Raw genomic sequence first — 17401 nt, 5'->3', positions numbered from 1 at the left:
GGCACCGCTCGCAGTCCCCGGGGCTCAGCCTCTCTGCACGTAAAAGCGGCCACCTTCACGTGGGAAGGTGGCCGCTGCCTGGTGCAAATGGTGCCCCCAACGAGACTCGAACTCGTGTCGTCGCCTTGAAAGGGCGATGTCCTGACCGCTAGACGATGGGGACGCAGGTGAGAGTATATCAGAGCGGCGCGGTTCTACCAGTCGTAGCCGTGCTCCTCCGCGTAAGCATTGGCTGCCGCGTGGAACCACGGGAAGCCGTCTGCCCAGGCGACAAAGTCGGGAACGTCCGCGATGATGGGCTCAGCCTCATGGACGGCGAACGTCGCCTCCTCGAATCCGCCCGCGGGAACCTCGGGCCTGTCTGGGAGGTAGATCTCCACAAACGTGGGCCTGAGCAGCGCATACGCCGCTCCCTCGCAAAGCTCGCCGTACCCGCGGAGCGCGCGACGCGCGGCGGTCATGCGTCCCAGCTTGTAGAGGAGGATGGTGCGGCCCAGGTTGAGCCAGGAGTTCTCGCGCCCCGCGAGACGGGCGTCAAGCTCGTTGAAGCCCTCCTCGTCCTCGAGGCGCGCAAGCGCCAGCGCAGCCGTGAGGCGTCCGCCCACCTGGTCCTTGGGCGACGCCGCCATGAGACCGCGCGAGACGTCGAGCGCCATGCGGAAGCGACTGCCAGCCAGGCACGTTCGCGCGATGGCGTCCCACAGGCGCAGCCGCGGCCGCGCAAAGATGTCATCCCAGGCGTCGCCCGTGGCACCAAGGTTGAGCTCGGCTGCCTTGTCGGCCTTGGCCTCTATCTCGAGAAGCGCATCGAGCCTGTCGTCCGGATCGAGGTCTGCCGCAAGCACCTGCACGAGCTGGGCGTCCAGGCATCCACTGTCCTGGGAGAGCGCCTGGGCGCACGCTGCCGAGAGCGTCTGCAGCCTGTGCTCGCGCGCAGAGCGGAATTCATCGTCGTCGAGAAGATCATCGTCGGCGCCGGCCCGAGCGAACGCGTCCAGCGCTCCCACGAGCGTTGCGAACGAGGCCAGTTCGGGGGAATCGACAAAGGCCGTGGGGTTCTCGCGTACGGCAAGGCAGAGCTCGGCAAACCCCTCGTCAGAGAGGGCGCCAATCTTCTCGCGGCGTCGCTGGGCGCACCTGAGCACAAGCTCCTCTCTTCCGTTCACGAGGCATCACCGCCCTGAGGCCCCTTTCCGCCCTGCTGGTAGTAGGGGGTCGAATACTCCTGCGCCTCGGTGAGTGCCTCGGGATGGAGCTTCGCCGTGGTTCGCGCGATCCAGGAGCCGAGAACACCGCGTCCGCTCTTGTCGTCACCCTCCTGGAGCAGCACCGTTGCCTCGGAGACGGCAAGGATAAGCTCGTCCTCGCTGTAGGGAGGCACGGCGAGACGGGCAAAGACTCCGTCCGGCAGCTCCGTCTGCGTGATGAGGGCGGAAGCGTAGCCCGGGTAGGTGTCGATGAGACGCTCGAGGAGCTGGCGCGCCAGGCCCATGTCGTGGTTCTTGTGCGCCAGCGCGAGGCGGGCGATTCCCATCCAGGCGTCGTCTGCTGCACGCGGCGGCACAATAGCTCCGTAACGCGTTGCCAAGGCATCGAGCGACGCTTGGTCCTCGAGCTTTGCGTAGGCTAGAGCCAACGTAAAGCGAACGTCCGCCTGATCCGACGGGTCATGCTCGAGCAGCCGCTCGCCAGCCTCTATGCAGCTGCGGTTGCGACCGCAGATGAGGGCTTCCTCTGCAAGCGCGGCCATCCAGCGCCGATACGGGCGTAGAGCAATGTCGCGACCAAGGGCCATGCGCTCGTCGTCCCCATCGTCCGGCACTGCATCGCGTGCGGCCTGACAGGTTGCGAGAACCTCATCGGCACCTTCCTGGAGGAAGGTGAACTGGGCGTCAAAGCTTGGGCTCAGGCGGGAGGCCCGCATGCGGATGGCGTCGTGGCACTTGGGGTCGAGCGATATTGCCTCGTCGAGAAGATCGCGCCCGCGCGATATGAGCTTGTCCGCCCTGGCTTCGCTCGAAAACGGCAGCTGGTAGTCGATAATCTCGGCGGCGACGGCCACCAGATGGAAGGCCCGGTCGGCGTCTGATTGGGGCAGCGTGTCCCTGTCGCGCGCAAAGCGGCGACCAAAGTCCGCAAACGCCTTTGCGGCGGCCACGGGGTCACCCTTGGGCAGCGACTGCGCATAGCGCAGCGCCAGGCGTTGATAGTCTTCTCTGCGGGGGTCAAATGCCACGCTGCGTCTCCTTTCACCGTCTTCATGGTATCGCATGCGCGGCACCGCCAGGCGCACCACGGGTAACTGGCTGTTTTGCCCAAGAACGGTGCGCATAATCCCTCAAACGCTTCGAACGGTGCTCAACGGACGGTGAACGGTTGGAAATTGTTTCCAATAGAGGTCCATATCGATTACATCTTGAAAACGATTGCAGCACACCATACGGAGAACAACGTTTTTGAACTAGCGCAAAATATCCATTATTCATAGAAAAATACAAGGTTATTATCCAACAATATCCAGAAACTTCTGAAAATATCCAATAGTTAGGGGCACGAGAGAAAAATCCCAATTTCATCTCGAGGATGTACTATGCCGCCCACCGAGCGCAATCAGCGGAAACGGTCCGCAGCGCCCTACCCTAAGGAGGTAAGACGACATGAACGGTATCACGATCATCTTGGTAAGCGCGGTGGTCCTGATTATTGGCTACCTCGGGTATGGGCGCTGGCTAGCCAAGTCATGGGGCGTCGATTCCAAGGCACTCACGCCTGCGGTTCGCATGGAAGACGGCAAGGACTTCTCGCCTGCATCCCGCTTCACCGCCTTCGCGCACCAGTTCTCCTCGATCTGCGGTGCCGGTCCCGTCCAGGGCACCATCGTCGCCATGGCGTTTGGTTGGGTCCCCGTCATGCTGTGGGTCCTTGTCGGCGGCATCTTCTTTGGCGCCGTGCACGACTTTGGCGCCCTTTACGCCTCGATGAAGAATAACGGCAAGTCGCTAGCCCAGCTCATCGAGAAGTACATTGGCAAGACCGGTCGCCGCCTGTTCCTCATCTTTAGCTGGCTGTTCTGCCTCATCGTCATCGCGGCCTTCACCTCGATGGTTGCCAGCACCTTCAAGACTGTCCCCGCCGATGGTGGCGGTGTGGACTACGCCAAGTCCTACTTTGGCGCAACCGCGGGCACCATTTCGCTGCTCTTCACCTTTGTTGCCATCGCCTTTGGCTGGTTCTGCCGCAAGTTCGACCTCAAGGGCTGGAAGCAGTTTGTGTGCGCGCTCGTCCTGATGGTCGCCATGTTTGCCGTGGGCATGCAGTTCCCCATCTACCTCGATACCAACGGCTGGATTGCCGTCACGATGGCCTACCTCGTGTTTGCCGCCGCGATGCCCATCCAGAAGCTCAAGCAGCCGCGTGACTACCTCACCACCATCATGATGGTCACCATGATCGTTGCTGCTGTGCTCGGCATCTTTGCCATGGGCGCGAACGGCCAGGCCGATATGACCGCACCTGCGTTCGTCGGCTTCACCAACGCAAGCGGCCAGTTCCTCTTCCCGGTGCTTTTTGTCTCCGTTGCCTGCGGCGCTCTTTCTGGCTTCCACAGCCTTGTGTCCTCCGGCACTTCCTCCAAGCAGGTTTCTAACGAGGAGGACGCGCTCCCCGTTGGCTATGGCGCCATGGTTCTCGAGTCCTTCGTGGGCATGCTTGCGGTTGTCATTGCCGCCATCATGTACAAGGACATGAACACCGGCAACGCCACCCCGTTCCAGATTTTTGCCGGCGGTGTGGCCAAGGGCGTCGAGCTCATGGGCGTCGACTCCACCATCGCAACCGTCTTCATGACCATGTGCGTCTCGGCACTGGCGCTCACCTCGCTCGACGCCGTTGCCCGCATCGCCCGCGTCTCGCTGCAGGAGTTCTTCGCCAAGTCCAACGACGCTCGTGCGGTGAGCACCGAAAAGACCGGCGTCATGAAGGTTGTGGGCAATCCCTGGTTTGCCACGGTGGTCACCCTGCTTGGCGGCCTGTCGCTCACCTTTGGTGGCTACCTCAACATCTGGCCGCTGTTTGGTGCCTCCAACCAGCTGCTCGGTGGCATGACCATGATCACCATCGCCGTCTTCTGCAAGGTTACCGGCCGTAAGGGCTGGATGCTCTACGTGCCCGTGGCGTTCCTGCTCTGCTGCACCTTCACCTCGCTTGTGCAGTCGCTTATCGGCTGCGTGGTGGCCATCAGCACGTACGGCCTCTTTGGCACCACTGCGGCAGGCGTATCCGTGCTTGCCACCTCGGGCATCCAGCTCGTCTTTGCGGTGCTTCTCGTTATCCTGGGCGTCATCGTTGCCTACAACTGCCTGAGGGAGCTCTTCACCAAGAAGGCGGGCTCCATCCCCGACGAGGAGCCCGAGTGGTCCGAGCTTGGCCGCAAGCACGTCGAGGAGTCCAAGCGCGACGTAGCCGTAGACGCTAAGACGAAGGTCACCGCATAGGCAAGTCGGGTCTCTCGAATAGCGCGTACCCTTTGGCGCCCCATGCCTGCATGGCATCGGGCGCCTTTTCTGTGCGCCTGCGATGGGCTGCCAGTGGGCGTTTGTGTTGAAGATGTGTTGATTTGGTTGTGGCGAGGAGTCTGAAAAGGACAAGGGTATGCACCTCGATGGAGCGAGGGCATGGCCTTGTGCCTGCGCAAAGCCGTTTGCTGAAAGCGGCGATCTGCCGCGCCTCATCTGGTAGGATGGGGCCGCTTTCCATGGCGGTGGGCGTGCGCGCCCAAGCGCCTCGTTCCGTGGTGTTCCAGCTTGGCCATCAGAGGGGGCCAAACGGCCTTCTCGAACATTTGCCGTCATCGGTGGCGGCCAGTGAATTGGAGGATGTGCTTATGGGACGTTTTACTAACCCGCGTGACCTGTACTTTGGTGAGGGCTCTCGCCACGAGGTCAAGAACCTCAAGGGCAAGAAGGCCGTCATCGTCTCCGGCGGCCACAGCATGCGCCGCGGCGGCTTCCTGCAGGATGTCCAGAAGGACCTGGAGGACGCTGGCTTCGAGGTCAAGCTGTTCGAGGGCGTCGAGTCCGACCCGTCCATCGAGACCGTCATGAAGGGCGCAAAGTTCATGCAGGACTTTGGCCCCGACTGGATTGTCGCCATCGGCGGTGGCTCGCCTATTGACGCAGCCAAGGCCATGTGGGTCTTCTACGAGTACCCTGACGAGAAGTTCGACAACATCATCCAGCCGTTCTCCTTCCCCGAGCTGCGTCAGAAGGCTCACTTCTGCGCCATCAGCTCCACGTCGGGCACTGCTACCGAGGTAACCGCCTTCTCCGTTATTACCGACTACGAGCACGGCATTAAGTACCCGCTGGCCGACTTCAACATCACGCCCGATGTGGCCATCGTCGACCCCGAGCTTACCTACTCCATGCCCCAGAAGCTCTGCGCGCACACCGGCATGGACGCCCTCACGCACTGCCTCGAGGCGTACGTCTCCACCGCTGCCTCCATGTTCACCGATGCTGATGCCCTGCACGGTATCCGCGAGATTACCCAGTGGCTGCCCGTCTCCTACACCGGCGATCACGAGGGTCGCAAGCACATGCACGAGGCCCAGTGCCTGGCCGGCCTGGCCTTCTCCTCTGGCCTACTCGGCATTGTCCACTCCATGGCCCACAAGACCGGCGCGGCGTTCGAGAACGGCCACATCATCCACGGTGCCGCCAACGCCATGTACCTGGGCAAGGCCATCCAGTGGAACTCCAAGGATCCTCGCGCTCACGAGCGCTACGCCTATGTCGCCAAGGAGATCCTGCACCTTCCCGGCACCACCGATGACCAGCTCATCGAGTCGCTCGTGCAGAAGATTCGCAGCATGAATGACGAGCTGCACATCCCGCAGAGCATCAACAACTACGCAAATGGTGGCGTCAAGGCCGACGAGACCGGCGAGCCCGTCATGGTCTCCGAGAAGGAGTTCCTCGAGAAGCTCCCGACCATCGCTGCCAACGCCGAGAAGGACGCCTGCACGCCCGAGAACCCGCGCAAGACCGAGGCTGCAGACTTCGAGAAGATCCTCAAGTGCTGCTACTACGACGAGCCGGTGAACTTCTAGTTCCTGCGCAAGCGCTCTTTTCTCAGCCATCGCAGAGGGTCGAGGCAATGCGCCTCGGCCCTCTTTTTGTGGGGAGTGCAAGCTCGGGCCCTGCTGCCCCCTGGCGCTCGCTGGCGATGTTGACCTATGCTGGCACGGTAAACCTCACACGTGTTATTTCAATATTGATATCAATGCCACATCAACTGGGATTCTTTTGATAAATATCAAAAAAGAAATAACACGTGTGAGGTTATCTGTGCCGAAAGCCCGTGCGTCCGCTACGCACCACAGCGGGTGCCACGTTGCGTGAGGGCTCAGATTGTGTCAAGGTTGGGCGAGAGAAAAACGCCTCAAGGGGAGCTGGGCCACATCATGGAACTCAACGGCTACATCGACCATACCAACCTTAAGCAGGACGCCACGCAGGCAGACATCGAGCGCCTGTGCGACGAGGCCGCAAAGTACCACTTTGCCACAGTTGCGATCAACTCGTGCTGGACGGCGCTGGCCGCCAAGCGCCTTGCCGATACGGGCGTTGGCGTCACCACCTGCATCGGGTTCCCTCTTGGGGCATGCTCCACGCCGGCGAAGTCGGCCGAGGCCGCGCAGGCCGTGGCGGACGGAACCACAGAGATTGACATGGTGATCAACGGGGGCCACCTTGTCGCCGGAGACGACCGCTACGTCATCGACGATATCGCTGCCGTCGTGAAGGCGGCCCAGGGGCACCCGGTGAAGGTCATCCTGGAGTGCTGCCTGCTCAATGACGAGCAGATTGTTCGCGCCTGTGAGGACGCGGTGGCCGCCGGCGCGTCGTTCGTGAAGACAAGCACGGGCTTCTCCACCGGAGGCGCCACGGTGCACGACGTGGCGCTCATGCGCAAGACCGTGGGTAACCGTTGCAAGGTCAAGGCGGCGGGCGGCATCCACACCAAGGAGGAGGCACTCGCCATGGTCGAGGCGGGCGCCGACCGCCTTGGCTGCAGCGCTGGCGTCAAGATCGTTGAGGGCTAGGAGCCGGATGCTGGTGCACGGCCTTGGCATCGCTGGGTATACGAGGAGGTTGCATGGGTAGGCGAGTGTTTCTCATCGTACTGGACAGCTTTGGCATTGGCGCCGAGCCGGACGCCGCGGAGTGGGGCGACGAGGGGAGCAACACCCTGTGCGCCTGCGCCACCACGGGCGAGCTTGCCGTTCCCAACATGGCGTCGCTCGGGCTTCTCAACATCGAGGGGGCGCTCGAGTCTCCCTATCACGTTGACCTCAAGCCGGTTACATCCCCCACTGGCGCGTTTGCCCGTCTCCGTGAGGCGTCGGCCGGCAAGGACACCACGGTGGGGCACTGGGAGATGGCGGGCGTCATCTCGCCCAAGCGCTTCCCCACGTACCCCAACGGCTTCCCCAAAGAGGTACTGGACGAGTTCACGCGCCAGACGGGCCGCGGGGTGCTCTGCAACAAGCCCTACTCCGGCACGCAGGTCATTCAGGACTATGGACGCGAGCAGCTCGAGACTGGCAAGCTCATCGTCTACACCTCGGCCGACAGCGTCTTCCAAATTGCTGCCCACGAGGATCTGGTGCCTCCCGAGCAGCTCTACGAGTACTGCCGCATCGCGCGGAAGATTCTCACGGGCGAGCATGGCGTTGCCCGCGTCATCGCGCGCCCGTACACGGGGGAGTGGCCGCACTTTGAGCGCACGCCCCGCAGGCATGACTTCTCGCTTGAGCCCACCGGGACCACGATGCTCGACGTGCTCAAGGAGGCCGGGCAGGACGTGCTCTCCATTGGCAAGATCTACGACATCTTTGCGCACCGCGGCATCACCGACCACGTCTTCACCTCGGGCAACGAGGAGGGCATCGAGCGAACGGTGGAAGCGACCGGACGCGACTTCACGGGCCTCTGCTACACCAACCTCGTGGATTTCGACATGATCTACGGTCACCGCAACGACGCGCCAGGTTACGCTCGCGCCCTCAGCTACTTTGACAGCCAGCTCCCGCGCATCGTGGCCGGCCTGCGCGACGATGACCTGCTCATGATTACCGCAGATCATGGTTGCGACCCCGTGACACCGTCTACCGACCACTCGCGTGAGTACGTGCCCTGGCTCGTGTGCGGCCCTCACGTTCGGGCCGGCGTCGACCTTGGTACGCGACCCACGTTTGCGGACGTATCGGCGACGGTCCTCGACTACCTGGGCGCGCCCGCGCTGCCCAACGGCGTGTCGCATCTCGACCAGATCCTGGAGGTCTAGCCATGGCAGCAACTCCCACCCCGCACAACGAGGCCGTCGAGGGGCAGATTGCCCCGTTCGTCCTTATGCCGGGAGACCCACTTCGGGCAAAGCGCCTTGCCGAGACATACCTCGAGGACGTGGAGCAGTTCAACGGCGTCCGCAACATGCTGGGCTACACGGGCACCTACGAGGGCCGTCCCGTCTCGGTGATGGGCAGCGGCATGGGCATGCCCTCCATAGGCATCTACTCGTACGAGCTCTTCAACTTCTACGGCGTCGAGTCGATTGTGCGCATTGGCACGGCTGGCGGCGTTGCTCCGGACGTCCGTCTGCGCGACATCGTGCTGGGGATGGGCGCATGCACCGATTCCAACTACGCGCACCAGTTCAACGTGCCGGGGACCCTCGCGCCCATAGCGGACTTTGGCCTGCTCAATCGTGCCGCTGCGGCAGGGGCGAGGCTTGGCTATCCCACGCGTGTGGGCAACGTGCTCTCCTCGGACGTCTTCTACAACGACGACCCCACCGCGGAGCAGCGCTGGGCCAAGATGGGCGTCCTTGCCGTAGAGATGGAGTCGGCTGCGCTCTACCTCAATGCGATGCGCGCCCACAAGCGCGCGCTCACGGTGCTTACCGTGACGGACGTCGTTTCGCGCGGAGAGGCGATCACCGCCGAGGAGCGACAGGAGAGCCTCACGCAGATGATGGAGGTCGCGCTGAGCCTGGCGCTTCCGGAATAGTGCGCCCAACTGGCATGGCGTAGCCGAGAAGAAAGCCCGGACATCCTGCGGTGGGATGTCCGGGCTTGTCGTATGCCGTTAGGTGGGGCGAGAGCTACTCGACTGCCTTGGGGTGAGCTGCGTGCCAGTCGCGAACGGCCTCCTCGTAGATGTCCCCGTCCGTGCGGCAGGGGACAAACTCGTTGCCCTCGTGCTGGCGTGTCTCGTCGCCCTTGGCAAGCAGGCAGAGAATCGCGGGACCTTCCCCCTCGTAGCCCAGCTGGACGGCGCGACGGATTGCCTCCTCGCGGTTGAGGATGACCTCGTAGGAGGTGCCGGCGGGTGTGGCGTCGGCCATCTGCTGGCAGATCTCCTCAACAGGGTCGTTTGCCGGGTCTTCCTCGGTGTAGATGAGGTGGTCGGCGTACTTGGCGGCCTCCTGGGGAAGCTCCTGGCGGCGCTCGTAGGCCTTGCCGCCGGGGGCCCCAAAGACGGCGATGATGCGATACCCCGGGAACTCTTCCTTAACCGAAGGGAAGAAGCGCTGGTAGGAGAGCTTGTTGTGGGCGTAGTCCACCAGTGCCACGACCTTGGCATCGGGACTGGCGAGAAGTTCCATGCGACCGGGAACGCGCGCGCGGGAGAGCGGCGCGGCAATCTTCTCGCGCCCAATACCCAGGACCTCGCAAATGGCGATGGTCGCAAGTGCGTTGTCCACGTTGAAGAGACCAGGCATGCCCAGGTTGATTGGGCCTACCCAGGTAGGCGTATGCGCGGTGAACGAGACCGTGCCATAGGCGCTCTTGATGTCCGAAGCCCAGACATCGGCCGAGCTGTCCGTTGCCGAGAAGGTCACCGTGCGCTCGCAGCGGCTGGCGCGCTCGAGGATGGTCTTGATCTCGGCAGAGTCGAGGTTCACCACGGCAACGCGCGCCTGGTCGAAGATGCGGAGCTTGCTCTGGAAGTAGTCCTCGAAGTTGGGGTGCTCGACGGGGGAGATGTGGTCGCGCCCAATGTTGAGGAAGCAGGCAATATCAAGGTTGAGGCCCAAGACGCGGTCGTACTTGAGGGCCTGGCTGGAGACCTCCATATCCATGTAGGCAAGGCCTGCCTCGCGGGCATTTGCGAGGTGACGCCAGAGGTCCGGGGACTCCGGCGTGGTGTTGTGGCTCTCCTCGCGCTCGACGCCGTCGAAGGTCTCGATGGAGCCCATGACGCCAGTGCGAGCATGTGGCTCGTTGCCGTCGAGCACCGCGCGCAGCATGTAGGAGACGGTCGACTTGCCCTTGGTGCCCGTGATGCCAACGACGGTGAGGTCGCGGTCCGGGTGGCCGAAGGCCTCGGCCGAGGCGAGCGCCATCGCGCGACGGAGGTCCGTGGCGACGAGTACGGGTACGCCGGGGGCAACGACGGCCAGCTCTGGGGCTCGGTCTTTGTCACAGAGGTACGCCACGGCGCCCTTCTCGAGCGCGGAGGTGAGGTACGCGGGCTTGAACGCGGCGCCCTTGCACACGAAGGCGTGGCCGGGCATAACGACGCGAGAGTCGCAGTCGACCCCCGTGACAGGCGTGGCGCCCTTCTCGGCAGTGATGTTTGCTGTGGTGGCCAGCAGCCCCTCGTGGTCGAGGAGCCGGGCGAGAGATACAAGTGTAGTATTCATGGCGCCAAGTATAGCAGGCGGGATGGGACTTTCTTCTCAGCACGACGCTCGCTTACGCGACAAGTCCGTGGACCAACGGGAACGTCAACCAGGCGAACTCATTTTGGATGTCCGTGGTACACTCGCTTAGCACGGGCGATTGGCGCAGTGGCTAGCGCAGGTGCCTTACACGCACAAGGTCGGCGGTTCGAATCCGTCATCGCCCACCATGGAGAAGACCGGGGCCGGTCGGCGTGAGCCGGCTGGCCCCGTTGCATGAGCGCCGGCGGTCGAGCGTCGGCAGACGGGAGACACCATGGCCCAGGAGAGCGCCACCCAGCCCGAGCGCAGCTTTGGCAGGTCTGTTGCCGAGATGCGCCCGGTCAAGCTGACCCCCGGCATCATGAAGAACGCCGATGGCTCGTGCCTGGCCGAGTTTGGTGACACGCGCGTGCTCTGCGCGGCGACCATTGCAGACGGCGTGCCCAAGTGGCGCGGCGCGAGCAAGGATGGCTGGGTCACGGCGGAGTATGCCATGCTCCCTGCGTCTACCAACCGCCGTACACCGCGTGAGTACAAGGGCCGCAAGGGCCGCTCGATGGAGATCGAGCGCCTGGTGGGGCGCTCGCTGCGAGCCGTGTGCGACCTTCGCCACCTCGGTGAGTTCACGGTGACTGTGGACTGCGACGTTATCCAGGCAGACGGCGGCACCCGTACGGCATCCGTCACCGGTGCCTGGGTGGCGCTCTACGAGGCGCTCGTCGCCGCGCGCGAGAAGGGCCGCATCAAGCGCGTTCCCCTCACGGGGCAGGTCGCCGCCATCTCGATGGGCGTCGTGCGTGGCGTCGAGCTTCTCGACCTCGACTATCCCGAGGATTCGCATGCAGACGTGGACATGAACCTCGTGGGCTCCTCGGATGGTCGCATTGTGGAGGTCCAGGGTACCGGTGAGCGCGCGACGTTCGATCGCGAGCAGCTGGGGCGCCTGCTTGACCTTGGCCAGAAGGGCATCGACCAGCTCCTCCAGATTCAGCGCGAGGTCACGGGCTTTGGGGCGTAGCGCCAGCAACGACGGGACCGCGCGCATCGAAAGGACAACGACAATGGCAAAGATCGACATCATGGGCCTTGACCCCTCGCGTACCGTGGTGGTGGCCACGGGCAACCCGCACAAGGTGACCGAGATTGAGGCGATTCTCTCAGAGGTCCTTCCTGACGTGCGCTTTGTTGCCCTGGGCGAGCTTGGAGACTTCCCCGATCCCGTCGAGAACGGCGCTGACTTCTTCGAGAACGCCCTCATCAAAGCCCGGGCGGCAGTCGACGAGACGGGCCTTCCCATGGCGATTGCCGACGACTCGGGGCTCTGCGTGGACGCGCTTGACGGCGCGCCTGGGATTTTCTCGGCGCGTTGGGCCGGCGAGCATGGCAACGACGACGCCAACAACGACAAGCTCGAGCGCCTCATGGCAGACGTTCCCGACGAGAAGCGCGGTGCGCGCTTCCACTCCACTGTCGTTCTCGTCCGTGGTGACGAGGTTCTGCGCGGAGATGGTGACTGCGAGGGAACGATTGGCCACGAGCGCCGTGGGGGCAACGGCTTTGGGTACGACCCGTTGTTCCTGCCAGCGGATACCCCGGGAAAGACGATGGCCGAGCTTTCACCTGCCGAGAAGAACGCCATCTCGCACCGGTTCCACGCGCTGGAGGACCTGGCTGCCAAGCTGTAGCCCGGTGGATGTTGACGGTGCATTCGCGTAGTCTTTGGGTTTGAGGGCGCCGTCTCGTCTCGCACAGGTAAAATGAAGCTGTCCGGAGCGCGTGCCCCGGGTCGCCATGGACGGGCAGGGGCCTCGACGTGGCGGATCCTTCTCATAGCAATCGCGACCTCGCCCTGGTGGCCGCACACGTCAAACGTGGCTTGCATGCCACGGGCGGGTGCCACGAGGGTCGCCCGCTTGCAGAAGGAGGAATCGTCATGAGAGTCATTCGCACCAAGGATTACCGGGACATGAGCCGCAAGGCGGCGAACGTTATCTCTGCTCAGGTGATTCTCAAGCCCAACAGCGTTCTTGGCCTTGCTACCGGCACCACGCCCATTGGCACCTACGAGCAGCTTGCCGAGTGGAACCGCAAGGGAGACTGTGACTTCTCGCAGGTCACTACCTACAACCTGGACGAGTACCGCGGCCTTACGCACGAAGACCCGCAGAGCTACCACTACTTCATGCGCCAGAACTTCTTCGACAAGATCAACATCGACCTTGCCAACACGTTTGTGCCCGACGGCGCCAACCCCAACGCGGACGAGGCCTGCTCCGAGTACGACCGCATGGTACGTGACGCGGGCTATCCCGACCTGCAGCTCCTTGGCATTGGCCGCAACGGCCACATTGGCTTTAACGAGCCGGACGATCACTTCTCAAAGGGCACGCACTGCGTGAACCTTACCGAGAGTACCATCCAGGCAAACAGCCGTCTCTTCGACAATGCGGACGACGTGCCTCGCCAGGCGTACACCATGGGTGTGCAGACCATCATGTACGCGCGCAGCATTCTCATCCTGGCGTCTGGTCCCGAGAAGGCCCAGGCCGTCTACGACATGTGCTTTGGCCCCGTTACCCCGCAGTGCCCGGCGTCCATCCTGCAGCTGCACACCAGCTGCACCGTGATTGCGGACGAGGCGGCCCTGGCGCTCTGCCCCGAGGCGTAGACGCGGATCTGGCCATACGGTTGGGTGATGGGGGCGTTGCTTCTTCGCGGGCGGCGCCCCCGACCTCGTTCCGGAGGCGTCGCCCCCTGGGGCGACCCCGCCGAAGGAGCCGCCCACAACCGCCCAAGGAACCGCCCCGCCCAAGGGACCGCCCCTCCCAAAAACTGCGACTTAATTGCAGTTCTGGGAGGGGCGCTGCTGAGAAAACCGCTGGTAAACGGCTTGCATCCCCTCGGAGGGTTGCAACTAAGTCGCAGTTTTGCCGGGGAGGGGCCTCCGCACTGCAATTAAGCCGCAGTTTTGGGAGGGGGAGAGGCCTGCCCCGGCGCAGTCCCGACCCCCCGGTGCGCGGCGCTTCTCGGCAGCCGGCCTACGCCAGGACCGTGAGCTCCTTGGGATACGAGTTGAGCACCTCGCAGCCATCCTCGGTCACGATGACCAGGTCCTCGATGCGCACGCCCACGTCACCCGGCAGGTAGATGCCGGGCTCGATGGAGAAGCACTGGCCGGGGCGCACGGGCTCGTCGTGGACGGACGAGACGTCGCCCGGCTCGTGGTCCTCGAGGCCAATCTGGTGTCCCAGCCGGTGCGTGAAGTACTGCCCCCAGCCGGCATCCTCAATGACCGTGCGCGCGGCGCGGTCTATCTCGGCAAACGTGACACCAGGTCGCACGATGGTCTCGGCCGTCTCGTTTGCGCGACGAACGCACTCGTAGACGGCCCGCTGGTGCTCGCTGGGGGCGCCGTAGAAGAACGAGCGCGTCATGTCCGAGCAGTACATGTCCTGGCGGCAGCCCACGTCGAAGAGAACCACGTCACCCTTGGCAAGAACGGTGCCGTCGGGGGAGTGGTGCGGATCCGCCGCGTTTGCCCCAAAGCTCACGATGGGCGCGAAGGAGTGATCCTGCGCGCCAAGCGACCGGTAGACGTCGAGAAGACCGCCGGCAATCTCCTGCTCGGTCACGCCCTCGTGAACCTGGGCGCGAAGCCACTCCATGGCCTTATCGTTCGTGCGCGACGCCGTGCGCATAAGGTCCTGCTCCTCCGGAGACTTTGCGGAGCGAGCATTGTCAACGGCGGCGGAGCCCAGCTTGAACGCGGAGGCGGCGCCTGCCTCCTGAAGCGGCACAAGCCAGCGCGCGGAAAGCTTCTTGTCCACGCCGAGCGGCGCATTATGGTCCGTGACCGCTGCGACCAGCGGCACGGGGTCCTCGGTGTCGTCAAAAGTGCGGATGTCTTCGCACGCCGCGGAGGCATCCGGGAAGAGGCGGTTGGCAAAGAGCGTCGAGGCTCCGCTTGCGCTGAGATAGAGCCCCAAGAAGCGCTCGTAGGGCTCGGTGTAGTAGCCCGTGAGGTAGTAGATCGACATAGGGTCCGAAATAAGTGCCTGCGTTAGTCCCATGCCCTGCAGGTTCTCGATTACCTGCGCCCTTCTCTTCTCGTCCATTGCGTCCTCCTTAGTCGCTGACGCCGGAAGTGTAGCACCTGGCGCGAAGGGCGAAGCAGGTTCCGTCAATCCGCAGGTCAACCCGTGTTCTTGTCGTGCTCTTGTCGCTGACGCCGGAAGTGTAGCACCTGGCGCGAAGGGCGAAGCGGGTCCCGCCAATCCGCAGGTCAACCCGTGTTCTTGTCGTGCTCTTTTCTTGCCCAACTGCAGGAACAGCGTTACTTATGGGTATTATCAGACTTTGTGTAAACGATACTTGGGCCAGCTGTGGCCTGTTGGGAGTCTCATGGAGAACGACATTCCGCCTGTTAACCGCATCGACCAGATTCGCGACGAGCTTAAGGCCCTCGAGGGCCAGCGTGTGAAGGTCCGCGCCAACATGGGCCGCTCGCGCATCGTCGAGCGCGCGGGTACCTTGGTTCACGTGCACCCGTCCCTGTTCGTGATTGAGGTCGAGGAGCGCCGCGGCCGGAAGGCGCGCCAGTCCTACCAGTACGTCGACGTGCTTACCGGCACCGTCGAGCTCTACGACATGAACACCGGTGAGCGCCTGCTCGACTACACGGCCGACCTCCCCGAAGAGTAGTCTCGCCGGAGGCCGCATGCCGCGCTCGTGCCGACAGATTGTCCATGCGCCCTGCAAGGTCAACTTGCACCTGGGCATTTATGCTGAGAAGGACGCGCGTGGCTACCACCGCGTCGATTCGGTCATGGTACCGGTTGGCCTTGGCAACACCATCACTATCGAGCCTGCGGATGAGACCAGCGTTTTGTTCGAACCGGCGCTAGACGGCCCCGCGCGGCGCAACGCCACCCAGCGGGCGATCGGGCTTCTCTCGCAGGAACTGGGCGTCGACGAGTGCGTTTCCGTTTGCATTGAGCGGCAAATTCCCAGCGGAGGAGGCCTTGGTAGTTCCTCGGCAGACGCCGGCTCCGTCCTGCGTGCCCTTGCGGAGCGTTGGGGTGTCGACCCGCTTGACCGGCGCGTTGTTGGCGTGGCGCGACGCGTGGGTGCGGACGTGGCATTTTTCCTCAATCCGGTGCCGTCGCTTCTGAGGGGAGCAGGCGATACGCTGGAGAAGACGTTTCCCGCGCTTGTCGGGGTGCCCCTTGCGCTGGTAATGCCCCCTGGGTGCGCCAGCTCAACGCGCGAGGTGTACGAGGAGTTCGACCGCGATCCTGCCTTGCCCAGCAGCTGCGATGCACTGTGCGATGCCCTTGCGCTGCGCGATGTCCAAGGCGCCGCGGCGCACCTTTACAACAACCTTGCTCCGGCGGCGCTTCGCCTGCAGCCCGTCATGGGAGAGCCAGCCGCTTGGCTTTCGCGACAGCCGGGCGTGATGGCATCGCAGATAACGGGCTCCGGTTCCTGCTCGTTTGCCATCTGCGAAACTACTTCCGTGGCCGAGCGTATTGCACGTGCTGCGGAAAATGAGCACGGATGGTGGGCAAAGGCTGTGTTTACGGTTGGTTTGGACGGCCAAGTCTGCTAAAGTGTCGTCTGCTAACGGGACGTGGCTCAGCTTGGTAGAGCGCTCGGTTCGGGACCGAGAGGTCGCTGGTTCAAATCCAGTCGTCCCGACCATCTAAACTGCAGCCCAGGAGCGTGTGCTCCTGGGCTTTTTTGTTTTCAACCGCAAATTTTGAACAGGCCGTTCCCATCGGGCATTGTGGACTGCCCCCAAGCGCCAGCGCGATCACGCCTCCCAGAGATATTGTCGCAGGTTGACCTTGCCGTTGGGGAGAAATCCAACCCCCTCGGCCTCGAGCATCCTTCGCTGCTCGTCGGGCCCGCCAAACGCAAAGCCGGGTGCCAGGCTGCCGTCGGCAAAAACAATTCGATGGCAGGGAACTCCGCCCTTCATGCCGGGGCTTGTGTGCATAGCAAATCCCACGTAGCGGGCCTTTCTCGGCTCACCCATCATGCGCGCCACCTGACCGTACGTGGCCACGCGTCCCTCTGGCACCTGACGAACGATGTCGTATGCGTGCTGGAAGAAGTCCTTGTTGGCCATGGCCTACCCCTTTCCAAGTATCCCCAGAAGCATACGCGCAAGAGGGATTGTTGTCCTACTCGCCCTCGAGCGCCTGTCCTTCCGGAACCGTCTGGACCCTCAGGAAGAAGTAGAGCAGGTGGCATACCCAGACAACAGCCCTTATCGTCATGGCGCGGCTGCTGACAGATCCCGCGAGGCGCTTCTGGTAGAGGCCGGTTCCCACGAACCAGTCGTGCAGGCGTTCGGAGCCTTTGGCAAAGCAGAAGACCGTCGCCATATAAAAGGGGACCGTAGGCAGTATGGGCGGCGCGATGCCGATGGTCCCCAGCGCGAGGCATACGCAGCCCAGCGCAATCCAAAGCCCCCTTGCGAGCCTTCTACGTGTCGTCATCGCCTACCCCTGTGATCGCGTCGAAAAATGTTAGCCAATACTAACACCGAGAGACACGCCCAAGTGCTGCGTTTCCACAGCTGTGGTGGAGATTGGCTGACGGCGGCCACACTCGGTGTACATTCGACGCGCGGCCACGACGTCGCCAAAAGACGGAGTAACCTCAC

At 63.3% G+C, this 17401-nt stretch carries 16 protein-coding genes and 3 tRNA genes; 12 read left to right on the top strand and 7 right to left on the bottom strand.

Annotated features, from left to right (window positions below):
* Positions 1 to 88: 88 nt before the first annotated feature.
* The 3 genes from BMX94_RS07150 to BMX94_RS07140 form a co-directional block, all read right to left on the bottom strand.
* A tRNA-Glu gene (locus tag BMX94_RS07150) sits at positions 89 to 163 on the bottom strand.
* Positions 164 to 194: 31 nt separating this feature from the next.
* A complete protein-coding gene (locus BMX94_RS07145) occupies positions 195 to 1166 on the bottom strand; it encodes a hypothetical protein (protein WP_091005145.1) in 972 nt (323 codons plus the stop codon).
* Complete coding sequence (locus tag BMX94_RS07140) at positions 1163 to 2236, bottom strand: tetratricopeptide repeat protein (protein ID WP_091005143.1); 1074 nt, start codon at positions 2234 to 2236, stop codon at positions 1163 to 1165. Before BMX94_RS07140 ends, BMX94_RS07145 begins: the two co-directional genes overlap by 4 nt.
* Before the next feature lie 421 nt (positions 2237 to 2657).
* Here BMX94_RS07140 and BMX94_RS07135 point away from each other — a divergent pair, with 421 nt between their 5' ends.
* The 5 genes from BMX94_RS07135 (at position 2658) to deoD (ending at position 9071) form a co-directional block, all read left to right on the top strand.
* Positions 2658 to 4493 carry a carbon starvation CstA family protein gene (locus BMX94_RS07135; RefSeq protein ID WP_091005141.1) on the top strand — a complete coding sequence of 612 codons (1836 nt, stop codon included), beginning with the start codon at positions 2658 to 2660 and terminating at the stop codon, positions 4491 to 4493.
* Between the two features lie 389 nt (positions 4494 to 4882).
* Entirely contained in the window at positions 4883 to 6109 is a 1227-nt protein-coding gene (locus tag BMX94_RS07130) for an iron-containing alcohol dehydrogenase (protein ID WP_091005140.1), read from the top strand.
* Positions 6110 to 6463: 354 nt separating this feature from the next.
* Positions 6464 to 7105, top strand: a complete 642-nt coding sequence (gene deoC, locus BMX94_RS07125; protein WP_091005138.1) for a deoxyribose-phosphate aldolase — start codon at positions 6464 to 6466, stop codon at positions 7103 to 7105.
* A 53-nt stretch (positions 7106 to 7158) separates the two neighbouring features.
* A complete protein-coding gene (locus tag BMX94_RS07120) occupies positions 7159 to 8349 on the top strand; it encodes a phosphopentomutase (RefSeq protein ID WP_091005136.1) in 1191 nt (396 codons plus the stop codon).
* Between the two features lie 2 nt (positions 8350 to 8351).
* Complete coding sequence (gene deoD / locus BMX94_RS07115; RefSeq protein ID WP_091005134.1) at positions 8352 to 9071, top strand: purine-nucleoside phosphorylase; 720 nt, start codon at positions 8352 to 8354, stop codon at positions 9069 to 9071.
* 94 nt (positions 9072 to 9165) lie between these two features.
* Here deoD and BMX94_RS07110 read toward each other — a convergent pair whose 3' ends face one another.
* A complete protein-coding gene (locus BMX94_RS07110) occupies positions 9166 to 10710 on the bottom strand; it encodes a Mur ligase family protein (protein WP_091005132.1) in 1545 nt (514 codons plus the stop codon).
* A gap of 133 nt (positions 10711 to 10843) precedes the next feature.
* Between BMX94_RS07110 and BMX94_RS07105 the strand changes: the two genes are divergently transcribed.
* From BMX94_RS07105 to nagB, 4 genes are all read left to right on the top strand, one after another.
* Positions 10844 to 10919, top strand: a tRNA-Val gene (locus BMX94_RS07105).
* Positions 10920 to 11005: 86 nt separating this feature from the next.
* Positions 11006 to 11749 carry a ribonuclease PH gene (gene rph / locus BMX94_RS07100; protein ID WP_091005130.1) on the top strand — a complete coding sequence of 248 codons (744 nt, stop codon included), beginning with the start codon at positions 11006 to 11008 and terminating at the stop codon, positions 11747 to 11749.
* Positions 11750 to 11792: 43 nt separating this feature from the next.
* Positions 11793 to 12416 (top strand): RdgB/HAM1 family non-canonical purine NTP pyrophosphatase, encoded by a 624-nt coding sequence (gene rdgB / locus BMX94_RS07095; protein WP_091005128.1) that lies wholly within the window; start codon positions 11793 to 11795, stop codon positions 12414 to 12416.
* Positions 12417 to 12664: 248 nt separating this feature from the next.
* Positions 12665 to 13399, top strand: coding sequence for a glucosamine-6-phosphate deaminase (gene nagB / locus BMX94_RS07090; RefSeq protein WP_059052844.1), 735 nt, complete (start codon positions 12665 to 12667; stop codon positions 13397 to 13399).
* 370 nt (positions 13400 to 13769) lie between these two features.
* Here nagB and BMX94_RS07085 read toward each other — a convergent pair whose 3' ends face one another.
* Positions 13770 to 14846: a M24 family metallopeptidase gene (locus BMX94_RS07085; RefSeq protein WP_091005127.1), complete on the bottom strand. Its 1077-nt coding sequence runs from the start codon at positions 14844 to 14846 to the stop codon at positions 13770 to 13772.
* Positions 14847 to 15132: 286 nt separating this feature from the next.
* On the opposite strand from BMX94_RS07085, the gene BMX94_RS07080 reads away from it, so the two are divergent.
* From BMX94_RS07080 to BMX94_RS07070, 3 genes are all read left to right on the top strand, one after another.
* The gene (locus BMX94_RS07080) at positions 15133 to 15432 is read left to right on the top strand and encodes a Veg family protein (RefSeq protein WP_059052848.1); all 300 of its coding nucleotides are present in this window, start codon (positions 15133 to 15135) and stop codon (positions 15430 to 15432) included.
* A gap of 16 nt (positions 15433 to 15448) precedes the next feature.
* Positions 15449 to 16339 (top strand): 4-(cytidine 5'-diphospho)-2-C-methyl-D-erythritol kinase, encoded by an 891-nt coding sequence (locus tag BMX94_RS07075; protein WP_059052850.1) that lies wholly within the window; start codon positions 15449 to 15451, stop codon positions 16337 to 16339.
* Positions 16340 to 16354: 15 nt separating this feature from the next.
* Positions 16355 to 16431, top strand: a tRNA-Pro gene (locus tag BMX94_RS07070).
* Positions 16432 to 16543: 112 nt separating this feature from the next.
* On the opposite strand, the gene BMX94_RS07065 is transcribed toward BMX94_RS07070, so the two are convergent.
* Together BMX94_RS07065 and BMX94_RS07060 are read right to left on the bottom strand one after the other, a co-directional pair.
* Positions 16544 to 16861 (bottom strand): MGMT family protein, encoded by a 318-nt coding sequence (locus BMX94_RS07065; RefSeq protein ID WP_091005125.1) that lies wholly within the window; start codon positions 16859 to 16861, stop codon positions 16544 to 16546.
* A gap of 55 nt (positions 16862 to 16916) precedes the next feature.
* Complete coding sequence (locus BMX94_RS07060; RefSeq protein WP_091005124.1) at positions 16917 to 17234, bottom strand: YbaN family protein; 318 nt, start codon at positions 17232 to 17234, stop codon at positions 16917 to 16919.
* Positions 17235 to 17401: the final 167 nt, after the last annotated feature.

The sequence above is a fragment of the Olsenella sp. KH3B4 genome (assembly GCA_900111695.1).
Classification (GTDB): domain Bacteria; phylum Actinomycetota; class Coriobacteriia; order Coriobacteriales; family Atopobiaceae; genus Tractidigestivibacter.
Note: the sequence above shows the minus strand (reverse complement) of the source record. Positions and strands in the feature narration are given on the sequence as shown.